Source organism: Hafnia sp. CBA7124 (assembly GCF_002355555.1).
Lineage (GTDB): Bacteria > Pseudomonadota > Gammaproteobacteria > Enterobacterales > Enterobacteriaceae > Hafnia > Hafnia alvei.
Map to the genome: position 1 here is coordinate 423,967 of NZ_AP017469.1, position 23,709 is coordinate 447,675.

Genomic DNA, 23,709 nt, shown 5'->3' on the forward strand with positions numbered 1-23,709 from the left:
TGAGACAATAATTTGCCAGCCCAAGCGGCTGGCAAATTTCATCATTTCAGTGAATTTACGACAGGTTTCTGCGGTTTACCCGAAAACAGGTAGCGCAACAGAGGCACGCGGCGATGTATCTCATACAGCGCTAACGATCCTAATACCACCAGCGTGACGCCAATAATGAATCCAATAAATGGGTTCGGATGTGCGGTTTCCATCAGGCTGCCGTAGATAATCGTCAGTGGATGATGCACCAGATAGATAAACAGCGATGCGCCAACAAAGTAGGTCACGCCGCGCGACTCGCGATTTAACAGGCGATGACCCAGCGTAAGTACGACTTTAGTCATCGTCAGACCAATGATGAAAATCAGGCAAAACTGCACGCTGAGCTGAAGCGGTGCGAAGACCTGTGTGTTTTCATTCAATAGATATAATCCCACCGACGCCGCAGCAATCAGACCGTCGCTGAATGACACCCGCGTAATATTTTCTTTATGTTTTATGTGCACGAATGCCACGGCACCGAGCAAATAAAACGGGAAATACATCAACGTATTCACCACTAAAAAGTTAAATAACGCCGAGCCGGTAATCTCAGGCATGAAGGTCGCGCAAAGCTTGTGTAGAACGGCAAAAACAACGCCTAATGCGATGAAAATTGGCAATAACATGTGGGTTGGTACTTTGCTCCAAAGCCCTCGATTCACGATAGCGTTGAGCAGTGGCGCGCTGATGACGGTAAGCAAACTTAGCGTGAGTAAAAACCAAAGGTGTGAAACCAGATACCACACGCAAATATTGGCTTTTTGCCACACATTAGCCTGATCCCAATCGCCGATCCCCGAAGTGTGATGCAGGATATACCAGAACTGGGGCAGCGTGATCAGCACCATCGCGGTTGCCATCGGGATCAATAATCGCGTTAGGCGAACGTTCAGCCATTTTTTTAGCGGGTATCGCTGATACAGCATGCAGGAAAAATAGCCTGAAATAACAAAGAAGACCTGCATACGAAAGGCGTGGATGAAATCATTAAATAAGCTGAGAGTCAGGCTTTCTGGCGTGCTATTCACCACCCAATGGTGGGCTGAATAGACCAGCGAAACATGAAAAGGTATCCCCAACAGCATGAGCGTAGCGCGGATATAGTCTAGATAGTGTTCTCGTTGGATAGTTTTAGCCAATGCGTTATACCTAAAAATCCTGTCAGATAAGCCATAAAGTGGCGTAACTCTAGGGAGATAATGCCTATCCGGCAAGTGTTCGCATGCATTTTTGGATTAATCCGTGCTTAAGTAAGACTTCATACTAACGGCTGGTACCCTCATCTTCAGCTTCCGACAAAGCGTCAGTTTCCGGCATTTCTAAGTTCGTTATCACCTGCACCACATCGCTAATGCCACCAATCTTTATTTCACTGGTGCGATTCATTTTGCTTTTATCTATCAGTAATAAAGATTGTAGTGCACGCTTAAGCAGCAGCGATTTGAATTCAGCGTTATAGCTGTTGGAATCCCATAAAATACCTTCTCTATCAATGCCTTCACACGAGAAGATAAAGAGATCGATTTCGAGTTCTTTGAGCTGTGAAAGGATGGCTGGATTGACATAGCACGCATATTTACGCTGTAGCAGGCCGCCGGAGCTGATGAGCTGGATATGCTCTCGTTTCGACAGTTCTTGGCAAATGCGCACGCTGTTGGTGAACACGGTGATATCAATATCAGGTAATTGTTTCGCCAAATACCAGCAGGTTGAGCTGGCATCAAGGGCAATCGTCATTCCCGCATCGATCCATGGAAGCGTTTGGCGCGCGATGTCGGCTTTGCTGGTGAAGTGGCTTTTCAAGCGAGCGCTGAAGGGATCGCCGTTGTCTTGCGTATCGCGCTTGATGCTTTTGGCGCGGCCGTGTTGGCGGATGATCTTACCTTGCGCCTGTAGCGTATTAAGATCGCGTCGGATCGTCTCCTTGCTAACGTGCAGCAGTTCGGCAAGATCTTCAGTGGTCAGGGTTTCATGCTGTCGGATGAGTTGTACGATGGCCTGATGGCGATCTGTTTTCACGATGGCTCTCCTCTCACGAAAAACCATGCGCCGAGTTCTTGCCTAATGGCTGGCGCATGGTTAAATCCAGAGCAAGAGATTAAGGCGTCACCCCTTTTTTTAACAGTATATTCCCGTATTTAGCCGTCTCGCCTGTGATGACGATCGCAAAGGCCTTTTGGGCTCGTTCGTAAAAGGCAAAGCGATCGATACGAGTGACCGACAGATCGCGGCGATCGGGGCTCGATAATGCCTGCAAATAGCGCTGCTCCACGCTGGCATCCAGCGTATCGCCTTCAACCGCAGCCATCATGACCAACGGCGGGGCGTAGCTATCGAGTTCAAACAGCGGGATGATGGCGGCCAGTAAATCGCTGACGCGCAGCCCATCGGCTCGAATGACTTTCGGCCCCATACTATGAGCGGGAAAATGCGCATCGGAAAAAATGATTTCATCGCCGTGTCCCATTTCTGCCAAGGTCTTGAGCAATTGAGGTGAGATCAGCGCAGAGATATTTTTCAGCATTTTATACTCCTTCCTTAAGCAGATTATTTTCGTGGGCAAGAGATTGATAGATCTCGCTTTGCTCGCCGGGATAATAAGATTGATAGCGATAATTCACCTGCTGGCGAGCCTGTTCTGGCGAATCGTAGTAACCCACACCGCTCCAAGCGAACATCGCAGCGCCTAACACGGTGGTTTCTGCATCGTGCAGCACTTTGACCGGAAGATTTAAAACATCGGCTTTAATCTGATTCCACAGCATGTTTCGGCTGCCGCCGCCAACCAGCAGTAATTCCTTAGAAGCAAACCCCCCAATGTTTTCTAGCACTGCGAGATTTTGCTGTAGTTGCCAAGAAAGTCCTTCGAGAGCGGAGCGGTAGAAATGCCCACGCTCGGTGTGCAAACGCATGCCGCGCCAACCCGCCTGAGCGTGGTTATCAAGCAGTTGGCAGTTCATGCGCAGGCCTTCCGCGCCGGGGCGAATGGCGTCAGCTTCGGTAATCATTTGGGCGTAGGCATCGGGGATTTTTTCGTTAGGCCAATAAAGCTGGCGCACTCTTTCCAACACGCCGGACGCTAGCCACTGAAGACCGGGGTTGAACAGGCCTTGGCAGCTATCAAGTTCGCAGGTCGAACCGGCAAAACGCGGCAGCAGCGACGTATTCACCTGTGGTGTGCGAACCATCAGAATTTCCCATGTACCGGATGACAACACGGGCTGATCGAGTTCGGCACCGGAGCCAAACAGGGCAAACTGGGTATCATGACCGGCGGAAATCACCGGAGTGCCTACGGGAATGCCAAGACGCGCGGCCATTTTCGGTAATAAATTGCCAACATGCTCCCCTGCGGCGACCATGCGCGGGAAGAGCGAAGAGGGAAGACCAGTGCGTTGTAAAATAGTCTGGCTAAAGGTTTCTTGGCGCACGTCGAGTAGCTGGCTGGTGCCAGCCATAGTGCGATCGGTAGTAAATTCGCCGGTCAGACGGTGATTAATCAGCGACGAAATAAACAGCCAAGAATGCGCTTGTTCTAATAATTCAGGCCGATTTTCTTTTAGCCAGATCAGCTTATACAAAGTATTAAAGCTAAATTGACCGATACCGGAAATGGTTTGTAGTTCGCCGGGCGTAATATAGCGATCGATTTTCTCCATAATCGCCGCCGTTCGCGGACACTTCCAGCTAATCACCGGATAGAGTAATTCGCCGTTTTTATCGACCAGCGCACCGTCAACGCCAAAGGTGGTCACGCTCAGCGCATGAATGTGGTAGCCGTTTAGCTGTGGCATGAGCTGCTGACAGCAATCGGCAAAGCGCTGCAAAATGTCATCTAATGACCAGATATGCCATTGGTCATTTTCTGCGGCGGGCTGGCTCGCATTGGCGGTGGACGCCTTAGCGACCACAATGCCTTTGGCGTCTATCGCTATAGCGCGAATATTGGTGGCACCGCAGTCTAAAATGATCACCACATCATGGTTCATGGTGGCTCCTAGTGAATAAATATAAACAGGTTTACCCCACCCCAACCCTCCCCTTGTCAGGGGAGGGAGCCGTTCAGTGACGCAAGCCGAACTCGGTATGCTCCTCCCCTTGTGAAGGGGGAGGCCGGAAGGGTGTGAATTCCCTGCCGTTCAGTGACGCAAGCCGAACTCGGTATGCTCCTCCCCTTGTGAAGGGGGAGGCTGGGAGGGGGCGAATTCCCTGCCGTTAAGTGACATAAACCGAACTCGGTATGCTCCTCCCCCTGTGAAGGGGGAGGCTGGGAGGGGGTCACTCCGCGCATTATTTTTTATACAAAGGCCCGTAGTTTTGGCAGGCACGATAATCCTGTCCTTCGGTATCCATGCCGTGCGCGGCCCATGACGATGGACGGTAGATTTCGCCGTCTTCCACGTTATGCATACACACTGGAATACGCAGCATCGATGCCAGCGTAATCAGATCTGCACCTACGTGACCAATGGTCAGCACGCCGTGGTTAGCACCCCAGTTCGCCATCACAGAGTACACATCGGTAAACGGCCCTTTGCCGGTTAAGCGTGGGGCAAACCATGTGGTTGGCCATGTTTCGTTGGTGCGCTTATCTAACGTGTCATGTACGTCTTTAGGCAGCTCAACGCTCCAACCTTCTGCGATCTGCAATACTGGCCCAATGCCTTTGATGATATTGACGCGGGACATGGTGAAAGGAACGCCGCCGCGGGTTAGGAATCGAGATGAATAGCCGCCGCCACGGAAATACTCGTGGATCGCAGGGCACCATTCGGTTGCTTGCAGGCAGGCATCCGCTTCTTTCTGGCTGATTTGCCAATGCGGTTTCATGGTTGGATTGCCCTGCGCGTCAAGCTGACGGCATGAGCCATCTAGCGCCGCAGAGCCGGAGTTAATCAGATGGATGATGCCGTCTTTGGCATGACCGGTGAGGTCACTTCCGGTGACGCGTTTTACCGCTTCAGGTGACCAGTAGGTACGAACGTCGGCGAATACCTGTGCGGTGCCGGTGAGCATGTGGCCAAACAGCATCGCAACGCCGTTGAGGCTGTCGTTTTCAGTGGCTACCACAAACGGTTTACGCACGCCGTTCCAGTCGAACGAGCTATTGAGCAACGCTTCTGCGGTATCGCCATTAGGGTATTGATCGGTCCAGTGACGCTGGCCTTGGAAGCCTGCTGCAATCGCGTTATAGCCTAGTGATTCCTCGACGAATCCTTGCTGAGCCAGTTTTTCGTTGCCCTGCATCATGTCGCGAATGCACATGGCCATCAGCAAGCTTTCGCGTAATACCGCTCGGCTGCTTTCTGGCGAACGACGATATTGTTCGGCATTAAGGTCAGGCCCAAAGCGGAAATTGTTATCCGCCCACGAAAGCGCGAGTTCAAGCTCTTCGGCATCGTAAATCTTCTGATCGATACGGCGGCGTAGTTCGGTCATATCCACCGACTGCACTTTCATACCGAGCCAAGATTCAAAGAAGTTATGATCAACGATGGAGCCGGCAATCCCCATTGAGACGCCGCCCAGCGACATATAACTTTTGCCTTTCATGCTAGCGACGGCTAAACCAGCGCGCGCAAAGCGTAGAAGTTTTTCCTCTACGTCTGCTGGAATGCTGTCATCGCCACCGTCTTGCACATCGTGGCCATAAATAGAAAACGCAGGGATGCCCTTTTGGCTATGTGCCGCCAGCGCGGCTGCCAGATACACCGCGCCAGGGCGTTCGGTGCCGTTAAAGCCCCAGATGGCTTTTGGGCGCATTGGGTCCATGTCGATGGTTTCGCTGCCGTAGCACCAGCAAGGGGTGACGGTGATGGTTAATCCCACATTCTGGCGGCTGAATTTATCTTCACAGGCGGCAGACTCCGCCATGCCCGCTATACAGCCATCGGCAATCACGCACTCTACTGCAGCGCCACAGGCGTGATGCAGCTGCTCGCTTAATAGCTGCGCGGTGGCTTTCGCCATATTCATGGTTTGTTCTTCAAGGGACTCGCGTACACCCATGCGGCGGCCATCAATGACTGGGCGGATACCAATTTTGGGCAGGTTTTGTAGGGTCTGGTGTTGGCTATTCATTCTTATTTTCCTCACGTTAATCGGTAGGTTGTCTTTCTTAAGGTTGAATTGCTTAAGCCGTTGCGCGCGGCATGATGTTTGATCTGAACTTGGCAAAGATGAAAATGATGGCGAAGCACAGCGCCGGGATCAGTTCTGCGGTTGGAATGTTGCCCGCCGCATCGCTAACAAATCCCATGACCGGTGTGACAATGCCGCCGCCGATAATGGTCATAACAATAATGGATGAACCGTATTTGGTGTCTTGGTCTAATCCCTTAATCCCTAAGGAGAAAATGGTTGGATATTGGATAGACATAAACATGCTGCACAGCGTTAGCGCGATAAGGCCAACGTGGCCGCCGGCCGCTGCGGAAATGATGCATAACAGCATGGAAATAAAGGCATAGATGGCTAAAACCTTGTGCGGCGCATAGTGACGGATAAGCCACGTTCCGCTAAAACGCCCGATGAAGAAGCACACCATGGTGGCAGTGAGATAATTGGCGGCGAATCCTGGCGTTGTGCCTGGAAGCTCCTCAATGGCGTAACGGATCAGATAGCTCCAGCAGGCGGTTTGAGCACCGACATAGCAGAACTGCGCTAATACGGCCCAGCGCCAATGCCGGATACGTAGCAGACGTGATACCGAAGCCAGCAGGGAACCGCCTTTGTCACCGCTATGCGCATCACTTTGAATGGTTGGGAATTTAGTGAAGGCAATCAGCAAGGCGACAAACAGTACAATGGCCACGATCATCATGTAGGGCGACTGAACCGCCAGCACCAAGCTGTGGTTATAGGCCGCGAGCTGCTCTGGCGCCATTTGGCTTAACACTTCGGCTGGCTGATGAGGAACATGAGATAAAATCAGCCCCTGACCAAAGACGACGGCAATAATGGCACCAAATGAATTAAAGGTTTGGGCTAGATTAATTCTGAAATGTCCTGATTCCTCTGGCCCTAATACGGTAACAAAAGGATTAGCCGCCGTTTCCAAACAGCCAAGTCCCGCGGCTATGATAAATAAGCCAATAAGAAATAAGGTATAATTCATTCCCTCGGCGGCAGGCCAAAACAGTGCGGCGCCAATGGCATAAAATAATAACCCAGTAATAATCCCTGCCTTGTAACTAAGTTTTTTCATTAATATTCCGGCAGGAATAGGGATTAGGAAGTAACCAAAGTAAAATGCTGACTGTATCAGCCCAGCTTGAAAGTTAGTTAAGGTAAATGCCTGCTGAAACTGAGGCAGTAAAATATCATTTAGGTTGTTAGCGACAGCCCATAAAAAGAAAAGTGAACATAATAATGCAAATGGAATTAAATAATTCCCTTTGCGCTCATGACTGGCAACGCGGTAGTTTTCTGACTGGATTGAAACGTTTCCCATAGCGCCCTCGTTAGGTCATACAGAGATATTGTGTATACCCTTCATACTTGAAGCTGCTTCTGCGTTGGCTAGGCTTGGTGACCTGAATCACTGGCTAAAGTCAGCTCATCGGGATTGACTCTCTTGCCGCCTAGAAGCAACTCCAATTATTTTTGGCATAAATCTGTTCTTCTTCCGCAGCAACACGTTCAGGCACTCTCCGTTCAATCGGAGGCGGGGTGCAATCATGCCGTTTATGCGGTAAGTGAAGCTATTCTTAAAACAAAAAAGCACTAAAAGTATGAGTTCAGTCACATTCAATATTATTGGGGGTGGAAATGTGAAGGTAGTCACTTTAATAAATCAAAAAACATGCCCGTTTTAATCAAATAAGACATAAAAAACACAAATAGAATGCCCGATTATTTTGTTTTTAATTTAAACGGTCAGTTCTCTGTTTATTTTTATAGATTTGCCCGTTTTTATTTAATGAAAATTAAACGGACATTTTTGTTTTTCTATTTGTGGGCTTTTTATATGGCGGTGATGTAATTCTATTGAGCTGTGTCACATATTTTAATCAGGTTTTTTATTGTTGTTCTCTACAGGATAAATATGACAGTTACCAACACCGTTATTTTTAAATGACTGATTCCATCAATAATCAGAGAGGCAACAAATGGAAAGAGACTCATTAGCTCGCGAAATAATTCATACCTGCTTGGAAATGACACGTCTGGGCTTAAATCAGGGGACTGCGGGTAATGTCAGCGTGCGCTACCGCGATGGAATGCTGATTACCCCAACGGGCATCCCTTATGAGAATTTGACCGAGTCACATATTGTTTATATCGATCAGCATGGGAAACACGAGGAGGGGAAAGTGCCCTCAAGTGAATGGCGCTTCCATCAGATTGCGTATCAAACGCGTCCAGAAGCCAACGCGGTGGTGCACAACCATGCCGTGAACTGCACGGCGGTTTCTATTCTGAATCGGCCAATCCCAGCCATTCATTACATGATTGCCGCCGCCGGTGGCAGCACCATTCCCTGCGCGCCTTATGCGACGTTTGGTACCAAACAACTTTCCGAGCATGTTGCCGTTGCGCTGAAAAATCGTAAAGCCACGCTGTTACAGCATCACGGCATGATTGCCTGCGAAGCCAATTTACAAAAGGCTTTATGGCTGGCCCACGAAGTTGAAGTTTTAGCCGAGCTTTATCTGGCAACGTTGCCAATCGTGGATCCGGTACCGGTCTTGTCTGATGAAGAAATCGCCATTGTATTGGAGAAATTCAAGACTTACGGCCTGCGTGTGGAAGAGTAGCGCGGCGACAATATTTCTCACTAAAGGGTTTTCATTATGACAAATCGAATGATTTTGAATGAAACATCGTTTTTTGGCCGTGGCGCGGTGAACGAATTAGTGCCAGAGGTTTTACGCCGTGGTTATGGTAAAGCGCTGATCGTAACCGACGCTCAGTTAGTTGCCTGTGGCGTGGTGGAAAAGGTGACCGCTAAACTCGATGCCGCCGGATTGGAATATCAGATTTTTGATCGCGTGGTGCCTAATCCTACTATCGCTGTTGTGCAGCGTGGGCTGGCAACGTTTAACGAGAGTGGCGCTGATTATCTGATCGCCATTGGCGGCGGTTCACCGCAGGATACCTGCAAAGCCATTGGGATCATCAGCGCCAACCCTGAGTTTGAGGATGTGCGCAGTTTGGAAGGCGTTGCGCCAACTCATAGCCCAAGCGTGCCGATTTTGGCGATCCCAACCACGGCAGGAACAGCGGCTGAAGTGACCATTAACTACGTGATCACCGATGAGGAGAATCGCCGGAAGTTTGTTTGTGTCGATCCTCACGATATTCCGCTGGTGGCCTTTATCGACGCCGATATGATGGACGGCATGCCTGCCAGTTTGAAAGCGGCAACGGGTGTGGATGCGCTTACCCATGCGATTGAGGGATTTATCACGCGCGGCGCATGGGAGCTTACCGATACGCTGCATTTGAAAGCGATTGAAATCATTGCTCGCTCGCTGCGTAGCTCGGTTGCCGGTCTGCCAGAGGCCGTTGAAGATATGGCGCTAGGACAATATGTGGCGGGGATGGGGTTCTCTAACGTGGGATTAGGCTTGGTACACGGTATGGCCCATCCGCTAGGCGCGTTTTATAACACCCCGCACGGCGTAGCCAACGCGATTTTACTGCCTCATGTCATGCGTTATAACGCCGCATACACCGGTGAAAAATACCGTCAGATTGCACGTGCAATGGGGGCAGATGTGGCTCATGCCACGCTGGAACAGGCGCGAGAAGCGGCAATTCAAGCCGTAGAGGCACTGAATCGTGATGTGGGGATTCCCGCTTCGCTAAAAGAAGTTGGCGTGCGTGAGGAAGATATCGCAGAGCTGGCGCAGGCCGCGTTTGACGACGTTTGTACCGGAGGGAATCCGCGCCAGGCGAAAATCGCAGAGATCGAGGCGCTGTATCTGGCGGCAATGTGAAGGTTTGTATGCTGAGGTAAGTGAAGGCTTAAGTGAAATATTTCGGACGCCAATTAGCTCATGCACTTCCATAAGACATATGTGCAGGCGGCCTCTTAACTCGCGCGCTTTTATCCGAGATGCCATTTTCGCTCCGGTTTGGTATCGCCCATCCGGGGCGCCCCAAACTCCGCCGAGACATCCCTGTCTCGGCGGCTCGTCCTGCCAAGGCCTAAGCAAAAAGCATCTTGGTGTTATAGGCGGAAGAAACCTTTCACCTATATTTCAAAATTAAGCCTCTCGCTTAAACATCCCCGCGATTTGGAAACAGCTGAAAGAGCTAAACAGCATCTCAATCCCAACGATAGTGGTGACCAGTGTGACTGACATGGCTGGCCCGGCGGTGATAAACATGGCGGCAATCGCCAAGTCTAAAATCCCAATGATGATTTGTAGCCATCCTCCGCTAACGCCACGCAGTTTGTAACCAGCGCTCAAACGAATAATACCGCCGAGGGCAAAGAGGGTCGCTAAGATCACCGACATGGTGAAAATCCCCACCATCGGATTGGTGATAAATACGTAGCCCATAATGATGTATGCGACGCCCATCAGAATGCCCGCCACCATCGGCCAGAAATTACGCGTGCGGTTGGCAATCATCCCGATAATCAAACCGATACCGCTGAGCATAAACAGCGTGCCCACAATGGCGCTTAATGCTGCGCCGGAAGCAAAGGGGTTAATCAGGCAGAAAATCCCACCCAAGAGCAGCAGAAAGGAGATAACTAACAGCAAGGTACGCTGTTTTTTAAGAAAGTTTCCGTCCAAACCGAGCAAACTTTTACGATCGATATTTAACATGATGACTCTCCATTTTCGAGGTTGCGTTCGGTAGTTAAATCTCTGGCTTATTATAGTCATACGACAAGTGTGCTATGGGCGCAAAGAATGTCAGAAATCGGTCTAATTAAAGATGGAAAGCAATGCTGCCAGTGGTAGGGAATGTAAAAAGAAAAAAGCCACCGCAGGCGGTGGCTTAGTGCAGGTGTTACTTCAAAACTAGATTTATACGTGGGCTAGCTGATTGTGCTCTTCACGGTGTCCTGGCATGCGGATGGTTGCGGACAGTACCAGCGAAATCACCAGCAGAGTCATAATCACCGAGAAGGTCACGATGAAGCCGCCGAACATTGACGCGATGATGGAACCAATGATGCTGCCGATACCAAAGCCCAGATACAGCAGGCCGTAGTTTTTAGTCAGGTTGTTTAAGCCAAAGAAGTCACTGACCAGCGATGGATATACGGTAATCGTGCCGCCGAAGCTGAATGCGATACAGGCAACGGAAGCAAAGAACAGACCTTCATTCAAAGGAACGAACAGCAGTGTCCCCATACCGATGAGGGAAATGACCTGAGCCAGAGAGATAACGCGAATACGTGCCATTTTGTCAGACAGAATGCCCAGCACCAAGCGGCCACTCAGGTTAGCAATGGCAATCACGGTTACGGCGCTGGCGGCGGTCATGGCAGGCAAATGAACCATGCCTTCACCGATATCTTTCGCCACACCAATCACATACAGACCACTCATGCAGGCGGTCAGGAACATCAGTGCTAGCATCCAATATTGTGGCTGACGCACGGCTTCTGCCAGTGTGTAATCCTGCGCGGTGCTTTCACCTTGCGCATTCGATGCAGCAACTTCTTGTTTTGGCGCATCTTTCATTAGCATTGCTCCAGCCATCACCATCACCATGGCCAAGCCACCCCAAATCATGAAGGTGTTTTCCAAGCCATAAGTGGCCAGCAGGCTGGTATCGATATATTTGAAACCAAGGCTACCTAAACCGTAGGCACCAATAGCACAGGCTGAAATCATGCCTTTACGCTCTGGGAACCATTTTACGCAGTTAGAAAGCGTCATCAGGTAACCAGCACCATCGGCAAGGCCGACCAAGATACCGGCGCTGAGATACAGCATGATCAGGTTGTTAGAGTGCGCGGTTAAGAAGAACCCCAGCGCTAATACCACACCAGCGGCGATAGTGACGTTGCGTACGCCGAAACGGTCCTGCAATTTACCTGCAACGGAAGAGGCCACCGCAAGTGCGAGGCTCAGCAGACCAAAGGAAAAGGCCACGCGGCTGATGGGTTCATCTAATTTTTCAGACAGAGGGCCGTTGAACAGGCTCCAGGTATAAACGGAACCCAGAGCGAACTGAGTAATGATGGTGCCAACCAGCGTGAGCCAGCGGGTGCGATTGTAATTTTGCATGCCAGTCATATTCATGATGCTGCTCCAGATAAATATTTATTAACTGTGAGTATGTTAAGGCTATCTCTAGGGCAGCGATCCATTCTGGGAATGAATAGCCTGAGTGCAGGAATGAAATGCATTAAAGCAGGAATGAATGAACGAAAAACGGGGTAAAAGAGGGTAATTTAGGGTGATCCACAATTGATGTGGATCACAATTTTCTCATATTAATTCACTGGGAGGGCCGTTTTAGAGCGGCGTTTCCACCAAAACTCCGGTGGAAAGGCAGAAGCATCCACTGATTATGTTAACGGGAATATTGACGGATTCACCGGCGATGAGCAGATGCGTCTCTGCGCCAACGGTAAATTCAAACTCTCCGCTAACCACGCGCGTGGTGTTACCTTGCATCTGCTTGCGTAGCTGGCTAAAAGCACCAGACTCAAACGTTAACTCAGCGGCAGGTTTGCCGTTGCTGATAACTCCGCTACGGCGGGTGATGCCCACGCCATATTCTTCAGCCGGAGTCTGTGCTTTGAATGTCTCCATGAAACCTATCCTTATTGTTGCGGTTTTTTGTTTCTATGTGAGTTGCTAAAAAAAGCAGGGCACAGCCTAACACTCTGGAGGAAAACAAGCATCAACGCTGGGGAAATTCGCGGGAATAAAGCGGATTCGGCGTGAATTTAATCAGATAATTCTCGCTAGGCGTATCACCGCTTGAAGCAGTGAAAATGCAGGCATACACTAGCGCGTCGATCGATTCCGAGATCGTCAGTCCCTGTCTGATTTTGACGAAAGCCGTTTTTAACGAACATTGTTTTAGTGAACATTGTTTTTAATGAATACCGTTTCTAAAAGTTCTGCCGCAGGTTTTTCTCCATCCGTCACAAAACACCTTAATTATGATTGTTAGACCCCAACAACATTGGTTTCGCCGCCTATTTGTGTGGCATGGCTCCGTGTTACCTAAAATTCTCTTCCGCTTAAGCTTAAATTTTGGTTTTGCCTGCATCGCTGTGGTTTGTTATCTGTGGCATGAAATGTTGGATGTGAATCTGACGTTGGCTCCGTTCAGCCTGCTGGGCGTTGCCATTGCGATCTTTCTCGGTTTTCGTAATAACGCCAGCTATGCGCGTTTTACCGAGGCGCGTCTGCTGTGGGGGAATTTGCTGATCACCGAACGTTCGCTGCTAAGGGAAGTGAAAAGCCTGATGCCGGATCCAGCAGAACAGGCACGCTATTTCACTTCGTTGCTGATTGCGTTCACCTACTGCTTAAAGCATCAACTGCGTAAAACTGATATGCGTATTGATGTAGACCGGCTGCTGGCGCCATCGGAGCGTAATTCGGTGCTCAATAGTCACTCTCCTTGTAATACGCTGTTGTTGAAAATGGGGATGTGGTTAGGTGAACAGCGCCGATTGGGGCGGATTAGCGACATCAGTTTTCATTCGATAGACAGCAACTTGAATCATCTTTCTTCTATTCTTGGCGGCTGCGAACGTATCTCCAATACGCCGATCCCGTTTGCCTATAGCCTGATTGTGCATCGCACTGTGTATCTGTTCTGCGCGTTGCTGCCGTTTGCCTTGGTGTCGGATTTACACTATCTCACGCCGCTGGTGTCGGTATTTATTTCCTATACCTTTATCTCGTTGGATTCACTGGCTGAAGAACTGGAAGATCCCTTTGGCATGGCGCCAAACGATCTGCCGCTTAATGCGATTTCTGCCACGATAGAGATCAATCTGCGGGAAATGATTGAAGATGATGAGAAACCGATCCCGATGAAACCGGATCATCATTGTTTGTTGAGTTGAGTTTACCCCCTCCCAGCCTCCCCCTTCTCAGGGGGAGGAGCCGATCGAGCGCTTGAATAATATCGAGAACAGGTCTGCTCCCTCCCCTGCGAGGGGAGGGCTGGGGTGGGGGCATTTATTGAGAGGGGATCAAACCGGCGATCGATTCTGCCCCACGGCAAAAATATCGTAGAACGACAGTTCAGATTTTCGCTGCATAATGGCGCGTAGCTTCTGCTTGCGTGATTCATCTACCTGAGAGGATTGCAGAATGCTGTCGACCAGCGCGTCCGGCACCATTCGCGTGTTATACCATTCGCCGTTGAAGCATACGCGCAGATCCAGAACGTCGATATCGTCGTAGTGATAGCGTGGATTGACGTCAAAAAAGAAGAACAGGTTCAACCCCACAAACAGCAGCGTCATCACCCATGTTACGTCTGCCAGCGTTTCTGACTGCAACATCACCGCCAACGTAGCCGCATAGGCCAGATACATACCCACGAATAGCCCAGGATGTTTTTTTATAAAGCTGATGCTAAAGCGCGGGCGATTATCGCGGTGTTCGGCTTTATTCACCCTGTCGATTTCTTCTTTAAGGATGCGTTCAATTTCGCTCATGGTCGGTCACCTGTATTGATGTTACAGCTTGATAACATAATTCTATCATTTTTGTGTGGTTAATGGCGCTCAATGTGACTTCAGCCCAGCGGCCGTCATTAATAAACGGAATAGCATTGAGACACAGCCCAGCGCCAACACGCTTCCCGCCCAGATAGCCGCTAGCCACAGCATGCGTTTCCATAACGGAGAGCGGGGCGTTTGCGCTTCAATCGTTGTCATGTTTTACCTCATCTACTCAGTGATAGCCTTCGTCGGCGCTGATTTTTCCGCGAAAAACGTAATAGCTCCAGAAGGTGTAAACCAAAATAATTGGGATGATGAACAAGGCACCAACCAGCATAAATCCGAGACTTTGCGGCGGTGCCGCTGCCTGCCAGATATCGATAGAAGGCGGAATGATATGCGGCCAGATACTGATCCCTAGCCCGCTAAAGCCGAGGAAAACCAACAATAGGGTCATCATAAACGGCAAGTAGTGATCGCCGTGGCGCGTTCCGCGCCAAATCACTCCGGCGCACACGAGCGTCAGCACGGGAACCGGTAAAAGGAACACGATGTTTGGCCAGCTAAACCAACGCTCGGCAATGGCGCCGTGCGCCAGCGGAGTCCAAATGCTGATGATGGCAATAATAATCAGCAGAGCCAGCAGTAAAGGGTGCGTAATGCGATACATTTTATTTTGCAGATGATGGCTGGTTTTCATGATGAGCCACGTGCTGCCCAGCAGCGCATAGGCGCACATCAGGCCGATACCGCAGAACAGGTTAAACGGGGTAAGCCAATCAAATGCACCCCCGACAAAGGTTCGCTCCGACACGGGAAAACCGTTAATCACGGCGCCGACTACGATACCTTGCATAAACGTGGCGCAGCCTGAGCCAACGATAAAAGCCTTGTCCCAGAACCCGCGATGATTAGGCAGCGCTTTGAAGCGAAACTCAAAGGCAACGCCGCGGAAAATCAGCGCGATCAGCATCAGCGTGAGAGGAATCGATAACGCATCAACAATCACCGCGTAGGCTAGAGGAAAGGCGCCAAACAGCGCCGCGCCGCCGAGCACTAGCCACGTTTCGTTGCCGTCCCACACGGGGGCGACGGTGTTGACCATCATGTCGCGCTCTTGCATATCACGGGTGACGGGCAGCAACATGCCAATGCCTAAATCGAAGCCATCCATCACGATATACATCAGGGTGGCGAAAATAATGATGGCGAACCAAATGAGCGGCAGATCGATACCCATTAGTGAGTCTCCTGCTGATGAGAGGGCTTAGCGGCAATGCGTCCGGCGGCGGTAGGTAACGCTTTGCTATGCGCTTCTGGAATAATCGGTTCAGGGCCTTTGCGGATCAGCCGCATCATATAGGCATAACCCACGCCAAAAACCGCGCCGTAGACCACGAAGAATGTCAGCAAACTGATGCTCATATGCAGGTCGCCATGGGCAGATACGGCATCTTTAGTGCGCATCAGGCCATGCACAATCCACGGCTGGCGGCCCACTTCGGTGGTTATCCAACCCGCTAAAATGGCGATCAGCCCCGAAGGCCCCATCCAGAACACGAAATGCAGGAAAGGGCGCGATGTGTACAGACGCTGCCGATAACGTAGCCATAAACCGATAGCATCTAGCAAAATCATCAACATGCCGAGACCTGCCATAATGCGAAATGACCAGAACACCAGCGGTGAGTTTGGACGATCCTGTTTGGCAAATTCGGTTAATGCAGGTACTTGCTTATCAAGACTGTGCGTTAGGATCAGGCTGCCAAGATAGGGCACTTCCATTTTAAAGCGCGTTTCTTCGCGCTCCATGTCGGGCAGCCCGAACAGAATCAGCGGCGTTGCTTCGCCGGGTTTATTCTCCCAGTGACCTTCGATCGCGGCGATTTTTGCTGGCTGATATTTAAGGGTGTTGAGGCCGTGCATGTCGCCAATAAAGGCCTGAAGCGGGGCGACAATCAGTGCCATCCAGAGCGCCATTGAAAGCATTTTGCGCGTGGCAGGCGTGTCGTTTCCACGCAGTAGATGCCACGCCGCAGACGCTCCGACAAAAAAAGCGCTGCTCAGGAAAGCGGCGGTGGTCATATGCAGCAGGCGATAGGGGAACGAAGGGTTGAAGATCACCGCTAGCCAATCAACCGGAACCACCTGACCGTTCACGATTTCATAGCCCTGTGGGGTATGCATCCAACTGTTGGACGCCAAGATCCAGAATGTCGACATCAGCGTGCCGAGCGCCACCATGCAGGTGGCAAAAAAGTGCAGCTCTTTGCCCACTTTGTTCCAGCCAAACAGCATGACACCAAGAAATCCGGCTTCAAGGAAAAATGCGGTGAGCACTTCATAGGTGAGCAACGGGCCGGTAATACTGCCCGCAAATTGGGAGAATCCGCTCCAGTTGGTGCCAAACTGATAAGCCATCACTAAGCCGGAAACCACACCCATGCCGAAATTGACGGCGAACACTTTCGCCCAAAAGTGATAGAGCGTGCGGTAATCTGGGTTACGCGTTTTGAGCCATAAACCTTCTAGCACCGCCAAAAAGCTGGCTAGCCCTATAGTGATGGCAGGGAAAATAATGTGAAAGGATACCGTAAAAGCAAACTGGATCCTGGCGAGATGGAATGCGTCTAATCCGAACATGGACAGCCTCGTACTGACATAAAGTTCTGCGCGGTAAATTGCAGGCGTGAGAAACGGAGTGCCGGAGCGATCAGGGCCGGAACGATGAAAGGGATCTTACGGGCTGTAAAATAGATATGACAGAAACAGAAATGTTGTTTTAATGTATAACAGTTTGATTTGGATCATGGCGACGACACCCTATCGGAGAGCGCAGTGGCAAAATATGAAGACTTGGTAAAACGCATTCGCGGGCAGATCACCGCTGAAATTTGGCAAGTTGGCGATAAGCTGCCGTCGCTGCGTGAGCAGGTTTTGCACTCTGGTTTGAGCCTGATGACGGTGATGCACGCCTACCAAATTCTAGAGAGCCAAGGGTGGATCGTTTCCCGTCCTCAGTCGGGCTATTATGTTGCGCCGCAGGCGAAGTTTTTAGCCCCATCGCCTACGCATGAACCCGTGCAGCGTGCCGAAGAAGTTGGCATCAACGCGTTTATTTTCGATGTATTGCAGGCCAGCCGCGATCCCGCCATTGTGCCTTTTGGCTCCGCGTATCCCGACCCAACCCTGTTTCCTCGCCAACAAATTAGTAAATCGTTGACCACGGTGGCGCGGGCGATGACCACGCTAAGCGCCACGGATAATTTGCCGCCGGGCAATGAGGATCTGCGTAAGATCCTCGCGAAACGCTATGCCATGCAGGGCATTCGCATTGATCCTGAGGAGATCGTTATTACCGCGGGCGCATTAGAATCGCTGAACCTGAGTTTACAGGCCGTTACGCAGCCGGGCGACTGGGTAATTGTAGAAAATCCGTGTTTTTACGGTGCATTGCAGGCGCTGGAACGCCTGCGGCTAAAGGCTCTTTCAATTGCGGCACATCCCGAATTCGGCATTGATTTAGCGGCGTTAGAAGAGGCGCTAAAGACTTATCCGGTACGCGCGTGCTGGTTGATGACCAATATCCAAAATCCGTTAGGCTGCACGCTTTCGGTTGAGAAAAAACAGCAGCTGGTGGCGCTCTTACAGCGGCATAACGTGTATTTGATTGAAGACGACGTTTATGGCGAGCTGTATGCCGGCGGCGAAAAACCGCTTCCGGCCAAAGCCTTTGATGAGACGGGAATGACCATGCATTGCTCTTCGTTCTCGAAAAGCTTAGTGGCCGGATTTCGTGTTGGCTGGGTGGCGGCGGGAAATATGGCGAGAAAAATCCAGCAGTTGCAGCTAATGAGCACGCTTTCGACCAGCGCACCGATGCAGCTGGCGCTGGCAAACTATTTAGCCACTCGCAGTTATGACAGTCATTTGCGGCGTCTGCGCCGAGTGATGGAGCAGCGAAAATATGCGGCATGGCAGTCACTGCGCGCACATCTTCCGCAGGGCGTGAATATTAATTACTCACACGGTGGCTATTTTCTGTGGGTCGAGCTACCTATCAATGTGAATGCGACCGAGCTATACCATCGAGCGCTGAATGAAAGGATTAGCATCGCCCCCGGCCAGATGTTTTCTGCCAGCAATCAGTACACCAACTATTTTCGCTTTAATGTCTCTCATGAATGGACAGACAAAAGCGAAAAAGCGGTGCAAAAACTGGCGGTTATCGTGCGTGAAATGATGGGGATAGCTGATTAAGCGGCAGTTTTTCTATCACGTATTTCTAGAATTAGCTCGATGAGTGCTTTGAGTTCGGCAGGCGGATGACGGCGGCCGGGATAATAGAGCCTTAGCCCATCAAAATAGGGACACCACTCATCGAGAACGCTGACTCATTTTCCACTGGCGAGATCTTCCCTGATGAGCCATTCAGAAATAAAGGCCAAGCCAATGCCACTGCGTGCTGCCTGATGGATGGCGCGCATCTCGCTTAGCACAATACGCGTGGGTATGTTAACGGCCAATTTTGCTGATAACGTTCTCATTCCCAATGATAAATGCCGCCGTGTGACATTCTCATCCCTACACCATGATGGTTTTTAAGAACGCTGAGTGTTGTTTTATTTAATTGTAAATTTATATATAAAAATGATTTTTATTTCATGGTGCTTTAATATAATGAAGTTATTAAATTTAAAGATACGCATTATTTAATTCAATTTAAAATAAAATGTCATTTAGTTTTTTTTAATTCAAAATTAAATAGAGCTTAATTTAATTTGGCTATACTTAGAATTTAGCAGGGCTTAATCTATATTGAGTCAATTAAAACAATTGGTTAGCTGACTTTTTCCTTCCTGATTCATATCTCGTTTATTTTAAACATGACATTTTAAAAAAAATCACTAACATGCTTTCTGCGGTGTGAGACTAATTTTTTATTGATTAAAAAAATCAATGTTTGTACTCAGCACGCTAGCTTTTTGCCCAAAAACATCCAAATGAGTGGATGTCATATTTATAGATTAAGGAAAAATTCATGAGCTTAAATAAGTCTGTTTTGTGTCTTGCGCTTTCTCTCGCTGCTTTCAGCCAATGTTCTATGGCAAAAGATGGAACCATTAACTTTACTGGTTCTATTGTTGAAAGCCCGTGTGTGGTTAGCCGCGATACTCAATATCAAGATGTTCCGCTGGGCGAGGTACAGTCATCTACCTTTGTGCAAGCAAAAGATACTTCAGCATTTAAAGACTTCAATATTGATTTGGAAGAGTGCAACACAACAACATTGAAAAATGCCAACGTGACTTTCCGTGGTACCTCCGATGATATTGATACTGATTTGTTGGCGGTCGGTGGTGAAGCTGGTGCAGCAAAAGGCGTAGGTATTGAAATTACCGATCAGTCTGGAGCTATCGTGTCTATGAATAAGGCAAGCAGCGATATGAGTCTGGTCAATGGTCAAAACATTTTGTATTTTAAAGCTCGTTATAAAGCAACTAAGGTGCCTGTTGTCTCTGGTCATGCCAATGCTCAGGCTGATTTCCAAATAGCTTATAAATAAGTATGAATTTAACCGGTGTCATTAATTAATGATGCCGGGAATCCAGAGAGACTATTATGAAAATTAATAAATTAGTAGCAGCTATTTCATTAATAGCTGCTTCACATTCCGTATTTGCTGCTGGCGGCATATCTTTAGGTGCCACTCGTGTAGTTTACAATGCCAATAATAAAGAAGCTTCCCTTACCGTAAATAATAAAAATACGGAGCAGTATTTTTTGATTCAATCTTGGGTTGATGACAAAAATGGTAATAAGAAAGTACCTTTTGCCATTACTCCGCCGCTGTTCAGATTGAATGCTAAAAATGAAAACATGCTTCGCATTGTAAAAACAGCAGGTGAGGTGCCCTCAGACCGTGAATCCGTCTATTGGGTAAATGTAAAATCTATTCCACCAATGCCTGCAGAAAATGGGCCTCAGAACGTATTACAGCTGGCTATTACTACCCGCATAAAAATGTTCTATCGTCCCTCTGGATTAGTTGGAAAAGCGGAAGATGCACCAGCACAGCTACAGTGGGTACATCAGGGCAATGAATTAATTGTTAAAAATCCGTCTGCTTATTCTGTGAGCCTCGGTGAGGTGAAAATTGCAGGTAAAGATATACCTGGCGTAAATTTGGTTTTACCTAAAGATGAAGCCCATTACACCCTGCCTGCAGGTAGTGGGGGTATCGGCAATGTAACCTATCGCGCAATTACCGATTTCGGCGGACTAACCAATCCGATCACATCAGAAATCCATTAATTGTCGGTAGTCACTGATTTCGCTGGCAGAGAGAAAAATGCAAGCAGTAAAAATATCTAAAAAGAGCGAGCCCGTATCGAACTGCCCTTTATTAATGGAACTAAATAGATATTTTAAGCCGAGCGCAGTAGCACTCATTTTTTTATCTTCAAATTGTTTTGCTGACTCAAGTTTTAACCCAGCCTTTTTGGAAAAAATGGGTGGTGATGGTACTGCTATTGATCTATCTGTTTTCTCGTCCCCAACTGGTGGTCAATTACCAGGAAAATACATCGTTGATATTTATATCAATGATGAACTTGCGGATCATCGAGAAGTTGAGTTTATTGCCGATAAAAGTACTTCAGGCAAAGGTAAGAATGGAACGAAGAATAATGAAGAAATAACGGGGTTAATTCCTTGTCTTACACTAGAAGACTTAAAAGGATATGGTCTAAGAACGGATGCTATCGAGGCCTTTAACAAAAACAGTGAAGATAAATCTGCTGCTGAACAGGTTGATAACGCAAAAGCTAAAGTAAATAGCCCTGCGGTCGAAGGTGCTTGCACCAATATTCTGCAGTCAATACCTGCAGCAAAAGCGGATTTCGATTTTAATAAGCAGAGGCTAAACCTGAGTATTCCTCAGGCGCTTATGTCCCACTCCGCTAGGGGATATGTCGATCCTAAGTTTTGGGATGATGGTATTACAGCTGCTCTGATTGATTATAATTTCACTGGTGCGAATGGAACGAGTAGTGGAGATAATTCCAAGGATGATAGCTATTATCTCAACTTACGAAGCGGACTGAATTTAGGGGCTTGGCGTTTACGTAACTATTCTGCCTGGAATGATAATAATGGTGTTCGTGAATGGCAGAATATCAATACTTATTTGCAACGTAGTATTATTTCTATTAAATCCCAGTTAATTTTAGGGGATAATTACTCTTCAGCGGATATTTTTGATAGCTCGCAATTTCGGGGTATTCAAATTGCATCTGATGACGATATGTTACCGGATAGTCAGCAAGGTTTTGCGCCTATTGTTCGTGGTATCGCGAAGACCAATGCGCAGGTCACAATTACTCAGAATGGATACACCATCTACCAGAGTTATGTTTCACCTGGCGCATTTGAGATTAATGACCTTTATCCGAGTGCGGGTAGCGGCGACTTAACCGTAGTGATTAAAGAGCAGGATGGTAGCCAGCAGACTTTCATACAGCCTTATGCGTCGGTACCGATGCTGCAGCGTGAAGGTCACACAAAATACAGTCTGACCGCTGGCCAATATCGGAGTGGTTATAGCCAATCTAAGCCTAATTTTGGTCAGTTTACGCTGATACAAGGTTTGAGCCATGGGGCAACAGTTTATGGCGGTGTGCAGGCCAGTGAAAATTATATGGCTGCCGCAGCAGGGATTGGGCAAAACTTGGGAGATTTGGGGGCCGTCTCTATCGATATTACGCAGGCAAAAACCGATTTGACAGATTCAGGCGTCTCCAAAGGACAGTCATACCGATTTTTGTATGCAAAAACTTTTGCTGATAGCGGCACCGATCTGCGTTTGATGGGATATCGCTATTCAACCAGTGGTTTCTATACTTTGCAGGAGTCAGTCGACCTTAACGATGATGACAACACCTTGTCAGAGTACGATGTTCGCACTCACAAGCGCAGCCGTGTTGAAGGTTCTATTAACCAAACATTACCAGAAAATTGGGGGTCTTTATTTTTTTCCGCCAGCGTACAAGATTATTGGGACGATTCGGCGAAAGAGCAGACTTTACAATGGGGTTATAACAATGACTGGAAGGGCATTTCTTATAACATTGCGGTTAGTGACAACTATATAACAGAAGAAGAACGAGACAGGCAGTTTTCGCTAAACGTATCGATTCCATTGGATAAATGGCTGTCGTCTGCATCGGTAAGCTATAACAGCACCAGTGATAGTGATGGCAGAGTCCAACGGCAGACCAGTCTAAGCGGTACGTTGCTTGAAGATCGCAACCTTACTTATAACATTAGCCAAGGGGTTGGCAATCAGGGGCAGGGTTATAGCGGCAATACCTCGCTGAGCTATCAGGGCAAATACGGTAACTCAAACGTGGGTTACAGCTATACCAAAGATTCGCGCCGTCTTAATTACGGTTTGCAGGGCGGAATTATTACCCATAGTGATGGGATAACCTTTTCCGAGCCGCTTGGGGAGACCGTCGCTTTGGTTGCCGCGCCTGGTGCGGGGGATACTAAAGTTAAGAATAAAAACGGCGTTAGAACAGACGATGAGGGTTATGCCGTATTGCCTTATATCACAGCATATCGGCACAACAATGTCTCATTGGATACGACTAGTTTGGGTAAAAACGTCGAAATCGATGAAAGTGTTAGAGATGTTATCCCAACCCGAGGGGCTGTCGTTCGCGCCAAATTCACCACTCATGTGGGGTATCGCATGATGATGATGATGATGCGTCCTTCAGGTAAACCAGTGCCATTTGGTACAACTGTTTCTCTGTTAGACGCAACCAGTGCAGGGATTGTGGGTGAAGATGGTGAAGCTTATTTGAGTGGTTTACCAGCCAAAGGCTCACTTAAGGCGCAATGGGGCAAAGGAGCAGATGAGCACTGTATTGTTCATTATCAGGTTAATGAAAAGCAGGCTGCTGAAGAAACACTCATGACATTACAGGCGAAATGTTTGCCTGATTAACAATAGGTTTCTGTCTTTTAAAATTATTCACATCATCGTTAATGATATG

The 23,709-nt window shown here is 48.7% G+C and carries 20 protein-coding genes; 7 read left to right on the forward strand and 13 right to left on the reverse strand.

Annotated elements, in window-relative coordinates:
• Positions 1-41: 41 nt before the first annotated feature.
• The 6 genes from mdoC to fucP all read right to left on the reverse strand — a co-directional run bounded on the left by mdoC (position 42) and on the right by fucP (position 7,486).
• Positions 42-1,172, reverse strand: coding sequence for a glucans biosynthesis protein MdoC (gene mdoC / locus CPY98_RS01940; RefSeq protein ID WP_072008143.1), 1,131 nt, complete (start codon positions 1,170-1,172; stop codon positions 42-44).
• A 124-nt stretch (positions 1,173-1,296) separates the two neighbouring features.
• Complete coding sequence (gene fucR, locus CPY98_RS01945; RefSeq protein WP_096386143.1) at positions 1,297-2,052, reverse strand: L-fucose operon activator; 756 nt, start codon at positions 2,050-2,052, stop codon at positions 1,297-1,299.
• Between the two features lie 79 nt (positions 2,053-2,131).
• The gene (fucU, locus tag CPY98_RS01950) at positions 2,132-2,557 is read right to left on the reverse strand and encodes an L-fucose mutarotase (protein WP_046450367.1); all 426 of its coding nucleotides are present in this window, start codon (positions 2,555-2,557) and stop codon (positions 2,132-2,134) included.
• A 1-nt stretch (position 2,558) separates the two neighbouring features.
• A complete protein-coding gene (gene fucK, locus CPY98_RS01955) occupies positions 2,559-4,022 on the reverse strand; it encodes an L-fuculokinase (protein WP_096386146.1) in 1,464 nt (487 codons plus the stop codon).
• A 301-nt stretch (positions 4,023-4,323) separates the two neighbouring features.
• Entirely contained in the window at positions 4,324-6,114 is a 1,791-nt protein-coding gene (fucI, locus tag CPY98_RS01960) for an L-fucose isomerase (protein WP_096386148.1), read from the reverse strand.
• A 52-nt stretch (positions 6,115-6,166) separates the two neighbouring features.
• The gene (fucP, locus tag CPY98_RS01965) at positions 6,167-7,486 is read right to left on the reverse strand and encodes an L-fucose:H+ symporter permease (RefSeq protein WP_025798615.1); all 1,320 of its coding nucleotides are present in this window, start codon (positions 7,484-7,486) and stop codon (positions 6,167-6,169) included.
• Positions 7,487-8,144: 658 nt separating this feature from the next.
• Here fucP and fucA point away from each other — a divergent pair.
• Together fucA and fucO are read left to right on the forward strand one after the other, a co-directional pair.
• Positions 8,145-8,792: an L-fuculose-phosphate aldolase gene (gene fucA / locus CPY98_RS01970; protein WP_025798618.1), complete on the forward strand. Its 648-nt coding sequence runs from the start codon at positions 8,145-8,147 to the stop codon at positions 8,790-8,792.
• A gap of 36 nt (positions 8,793-8,828) precedes the next feature.
• A complete protein-coding gene (gene fucO, locus CPY98_RS01975) occupies positions 8,829-9,977 on the forward strand; it encodes a lactaldehyde reductase (protein WP_096386151.1) in 1,149 nt (382 codons plus the stop codon).
• Positions 9,978-10,247: 270 nt separating this feature from the next.
• Here fucO and CPY98_RS01980 read toward each other — a convergent pair whose 3' ends face one another.
• From CPY98_RS01980 to CPY98_RS01990, 3 genes are all read right to left on the reverse strand, one after another.
• Positions 10,248-10,820, reverse strand: a complete 573-nt coding sequence (locus CPY98_RS01980) for an HdeD family acid-resistance protein (protein ID WP_025798622.1) — start codon at positions 10,818-10,820, stop codon at positions 10,248-10,250.
• Positions 10,821-11,024: 204 nt separating this feature from the next.
• Positions 11,025-12,251, reverse strand: coding sequence for an MFS transporter (locus CPY98_RS01985; protein WP_096386154.1), 1,227 nt, complete (start codon positions 12,249-12,251; stop codon positions 11,025-11,027).
• Between the two features lie 216 nt (positions 12,252-12,467).
• Positions 12,468-12,767 carry a cupin gene (locus tag CPY98_RS01990; protein WP_025798627.1) on the reverse strand — a complete coding sequence of 100 codons (300 nt, stop codon included), beginning with the start codon at positions 12,765-12,767 and terminating at the stop codon, positions 12,468-12,470.
• Positions 12,768-13,123: 356 nt separating this feature from the next.
• Between CPY98_RS01990 and CPY98_RS01995 the strand changes: the two genes are divergently transcribed.
• Positions 13,124-14,041 carry a bestrophin family protein gene (locus CPY98_RS01995; RefSeq protein ID WP_043490559.1) on the forward strand — a complete coding sequence of 306 codons (918 nt, stop codon included), beginning with the start codon at positions 13,124-13,126 and terminating at the stop codon, positions 14,039-14,041.
• A 129-nt stretch (positions 14,042-14,170) separates the two neighbouring features.
• Here the strand turns inward: CPY98_RS01995 and CPY98_RS02000 are convergent, their stop codons facing one another.
• The 4 genes from CPY98_RS02000 to CPY98_RS02015 form a co-directional block, all read right to left on the reverse strand.
• Positions 14,171-14,641, reverse strand: coding sequence for a YlaC family protein (locus CPY98_RS02000; protein ID WP_025798632.1), 471 nt, complete (start codon positions 14,639-14,641; stop codon positions 14,171-14,173).
• Between the two features lie 69 nt (positions 14,642-14,710).
• The gene (locus tag CPY98_RS02005; RefSeq protein WP_072053386.1) at positions 14,711-14,863 is read right to left on the reverse strand and encodes a DUF2474 domain-containing protein; all 153 of its coding nucleotides are present in this window, start codon (positions 14,861-14,863) and stop codon (positions 14,711-14,713) included.
• A gap of 16 nt (positions 14,864-14,879) precedes the next feature.
• Positions 14,880-15,887 (reverse strand): cytochrome d ubiquinol oxidase subunit II, encoded by a 1,008-nt coding sequence (cydB, locus tag CPY98_RS02010; RefSeq protein ID WP_096386156.1) that lies wholly within the window; start codon positions 15,885-15,887, stop codon positions 14,880-14,882.
• Positions 15,887-17,290 (reverse strand): cytochrome ubiquinol oxidase subunit I, encoded by a 1,404-nt coding sequence (locus CPY98_RS02015; protein ID WP_096386159.1) that lies wholly within the window; start codon positions 17,288-17,290, stop codon positions 15,887-15,889. The genes cydB and CPY98_RS02015 overlap by 1 nt, the downstream gene beginning before the upstream one ends.
• A 195-nt stretch (positions 17,291-17,485) precedes the next feature.
• On the opposite strand from CPY98_RS02015, the gene CPY98_RS02020 reads away from it, so the two are divergent.
• The 4 genes from CPY98_RS02020 (at position 17,486) to CPY98_RS02040 (ending at position 23,660) form a co-directional block, all read left to right on the forward strand.
• A complete protein-coding gene (locus tag CPY98_RS02020) occupies positions 17,486-18,907 on the forward strand; it encodes a PLP-dependent aminotransferase family protein (RefSeq protein ID WP_043490572.1) in 1,422 nt (473 codons plus the stop codon).
• A gap of 781 nt (positions 18,908-19,688) precedes the next feature.
• Positions 19,689-20,213, forward strand: coding sequence for a fimbrial protein (locus tag CPY98_RS02030; protein WP_096386161.1), 525 nt, complete (start codon positions 19,689-19,691; stop codon positions 20,211-20,213).
• Positions 20,214-20,269: 56 nt separating this feature from the next.
• Positions 20,270-20,962 carry a molecular chaperone gene (locus CPY98_RS02035; RefSeq protein WP_046450376.1) on the forward strand — a complete coding sequence of 231 codons (693 nt, stop codon included), beginning with the start codon at positions 20,270-20,272 and terminating at the stop codon, positions 20,960-20,962.
• A 37-nt stretch (positions 20,963-20,999) separates the two neighbouring features.
• On the forward strand, positions 21,000-23,660 hold the full coding sequence (locus tag CPY98_RS02040; RefSeq protein ID WP_096386164.1) for a fimbria/pilus outer membrane usher protein: 2,661 nt from the start codon (positions 21,000-21,002) through the stop codon (positions 23,658-23,660).
• Positions 23,661-23,709: the final 49 nt, after the last annotated feature.

Excerpts from the sequence above, each read along its gene's own strand:
- fucU (WP_046450367.1), bottom strand. The coding sequence starts at position 2,557 with ATGCTGAAAAATATCTCTGCGCTGATCTCACCTCAATTGCTCAAGACC.
- fucK (WP_096386146.1), bottom strand. The coding sequence starts at position 4,022 with ATGAACCATGATGTGGTGATCATTTTAGACTGCGGTGCCACCAATATT.
- fucI (WP_096386148.1), bottom strand. The coding sequence starts at position 6,114 with ATGAATAGCCAACACCAGACCCTACAAAACCTGCCCAAAATTGGTATC.
- fucP (WP_025798615.1), bottom strand. The coding sequence starts at position 7,486 with ATGGGAAACGTTTCAATCCAGTCAGAAAACTACCGCGTTGCCAGTCAT.
- fucA (WP_025798618.1), top strand. The coding sequence starts at position 8,145 with ATGGAAAGAGACTCATTAGCTCGCGAAATAATTCATACCTGCTTGGAA.
- fucO (WP_096386151.1), top strand. The coding sequence starts at position 8,829 with ATGACAAATCGAATGATTTTGAATGAAACATCGTTTTTTGGCCGTGGC.
- CPY98_RS01980 (WP_025798622.1), bottom strand. The coding sequence starts at position 10,820 with ATGTTAAATATCGATCGTAAAAGTTTGCTCGGTTTGGACGGAAACTTT.
- CPY98_RS01985 (WP_096386154.1), bottom strand. The coding sequence starts at position 12,251 with ATGAATATGACTGGCATGCAAAATTACAATCGCACCCGCTGGCTCACG.
- CPY98_RS01990 (WP_025798627.1), bottom strand. The coding sequence starts at position 12,767 with ATGGAGACATTCAAAGCACAGACTCCGGCTGAAGAATATGGCGTGGGC.
- CPY98_RS01995 (WP_043490559.1), top strand. The coding sequence starts at position 13,124 with ATGATTGTTAGACCCCAACAACATTGGTTTCGCCGCCTATTTGTGTGG.
- CPY98_RS02000 (WP_025798632.1), bottom strand. The coding sequence starts at position 14,641 with ATGAGCGAAATTGAACGCATCCTTAAAGAAGAAATCGACAGGGTGAAT.
- CPY98_RS02005 (WP_072053386.1), bottom strand. The coding sequence starts at position 14,863 with ATGACAACGATTGAAGCGCAAACGCCCCGCTCTCCGTTATGGAAACGC.
- cydB (WP_096386156.1), bottom strand. The coding sequence starts at position 15,887 with ATGGGTATCGATCTGCCGCTCATTTGGTTCGCCATCATTATTTTCGCC.
- CPY98_RS02015 (WP_096386159.1), bottom strand. The coding sequence starts at position 17,290 with ATGTTCGGATTAGACGCATTCCATCTCGCCAGGATCCAGTTTGCTTTT.
- CPY98_RS02030 (WP_096386161.1), top strand. The coding sequence starts at position 19,689 with ATGAGCTTAAATAAGTCTGTTTTGTGTCTTGCGCTTTCTCTCGCTGCT.
- CPY98_RS02035 (WP_046450376.1), top strand. The coding sequence starts at position 20,270 with ATGAAAATTAATAAATTAGTAGCAGCTATTTCATTAATAGCTGCTTCA.
- CPY98_RS02040 (WP_096386164.1), top strand. The coding sequence starts at position 21,000 with ATGCAAGCAGTAAAAATATCTAAAAAGAGCGAGCCCGTATCGAACTGC.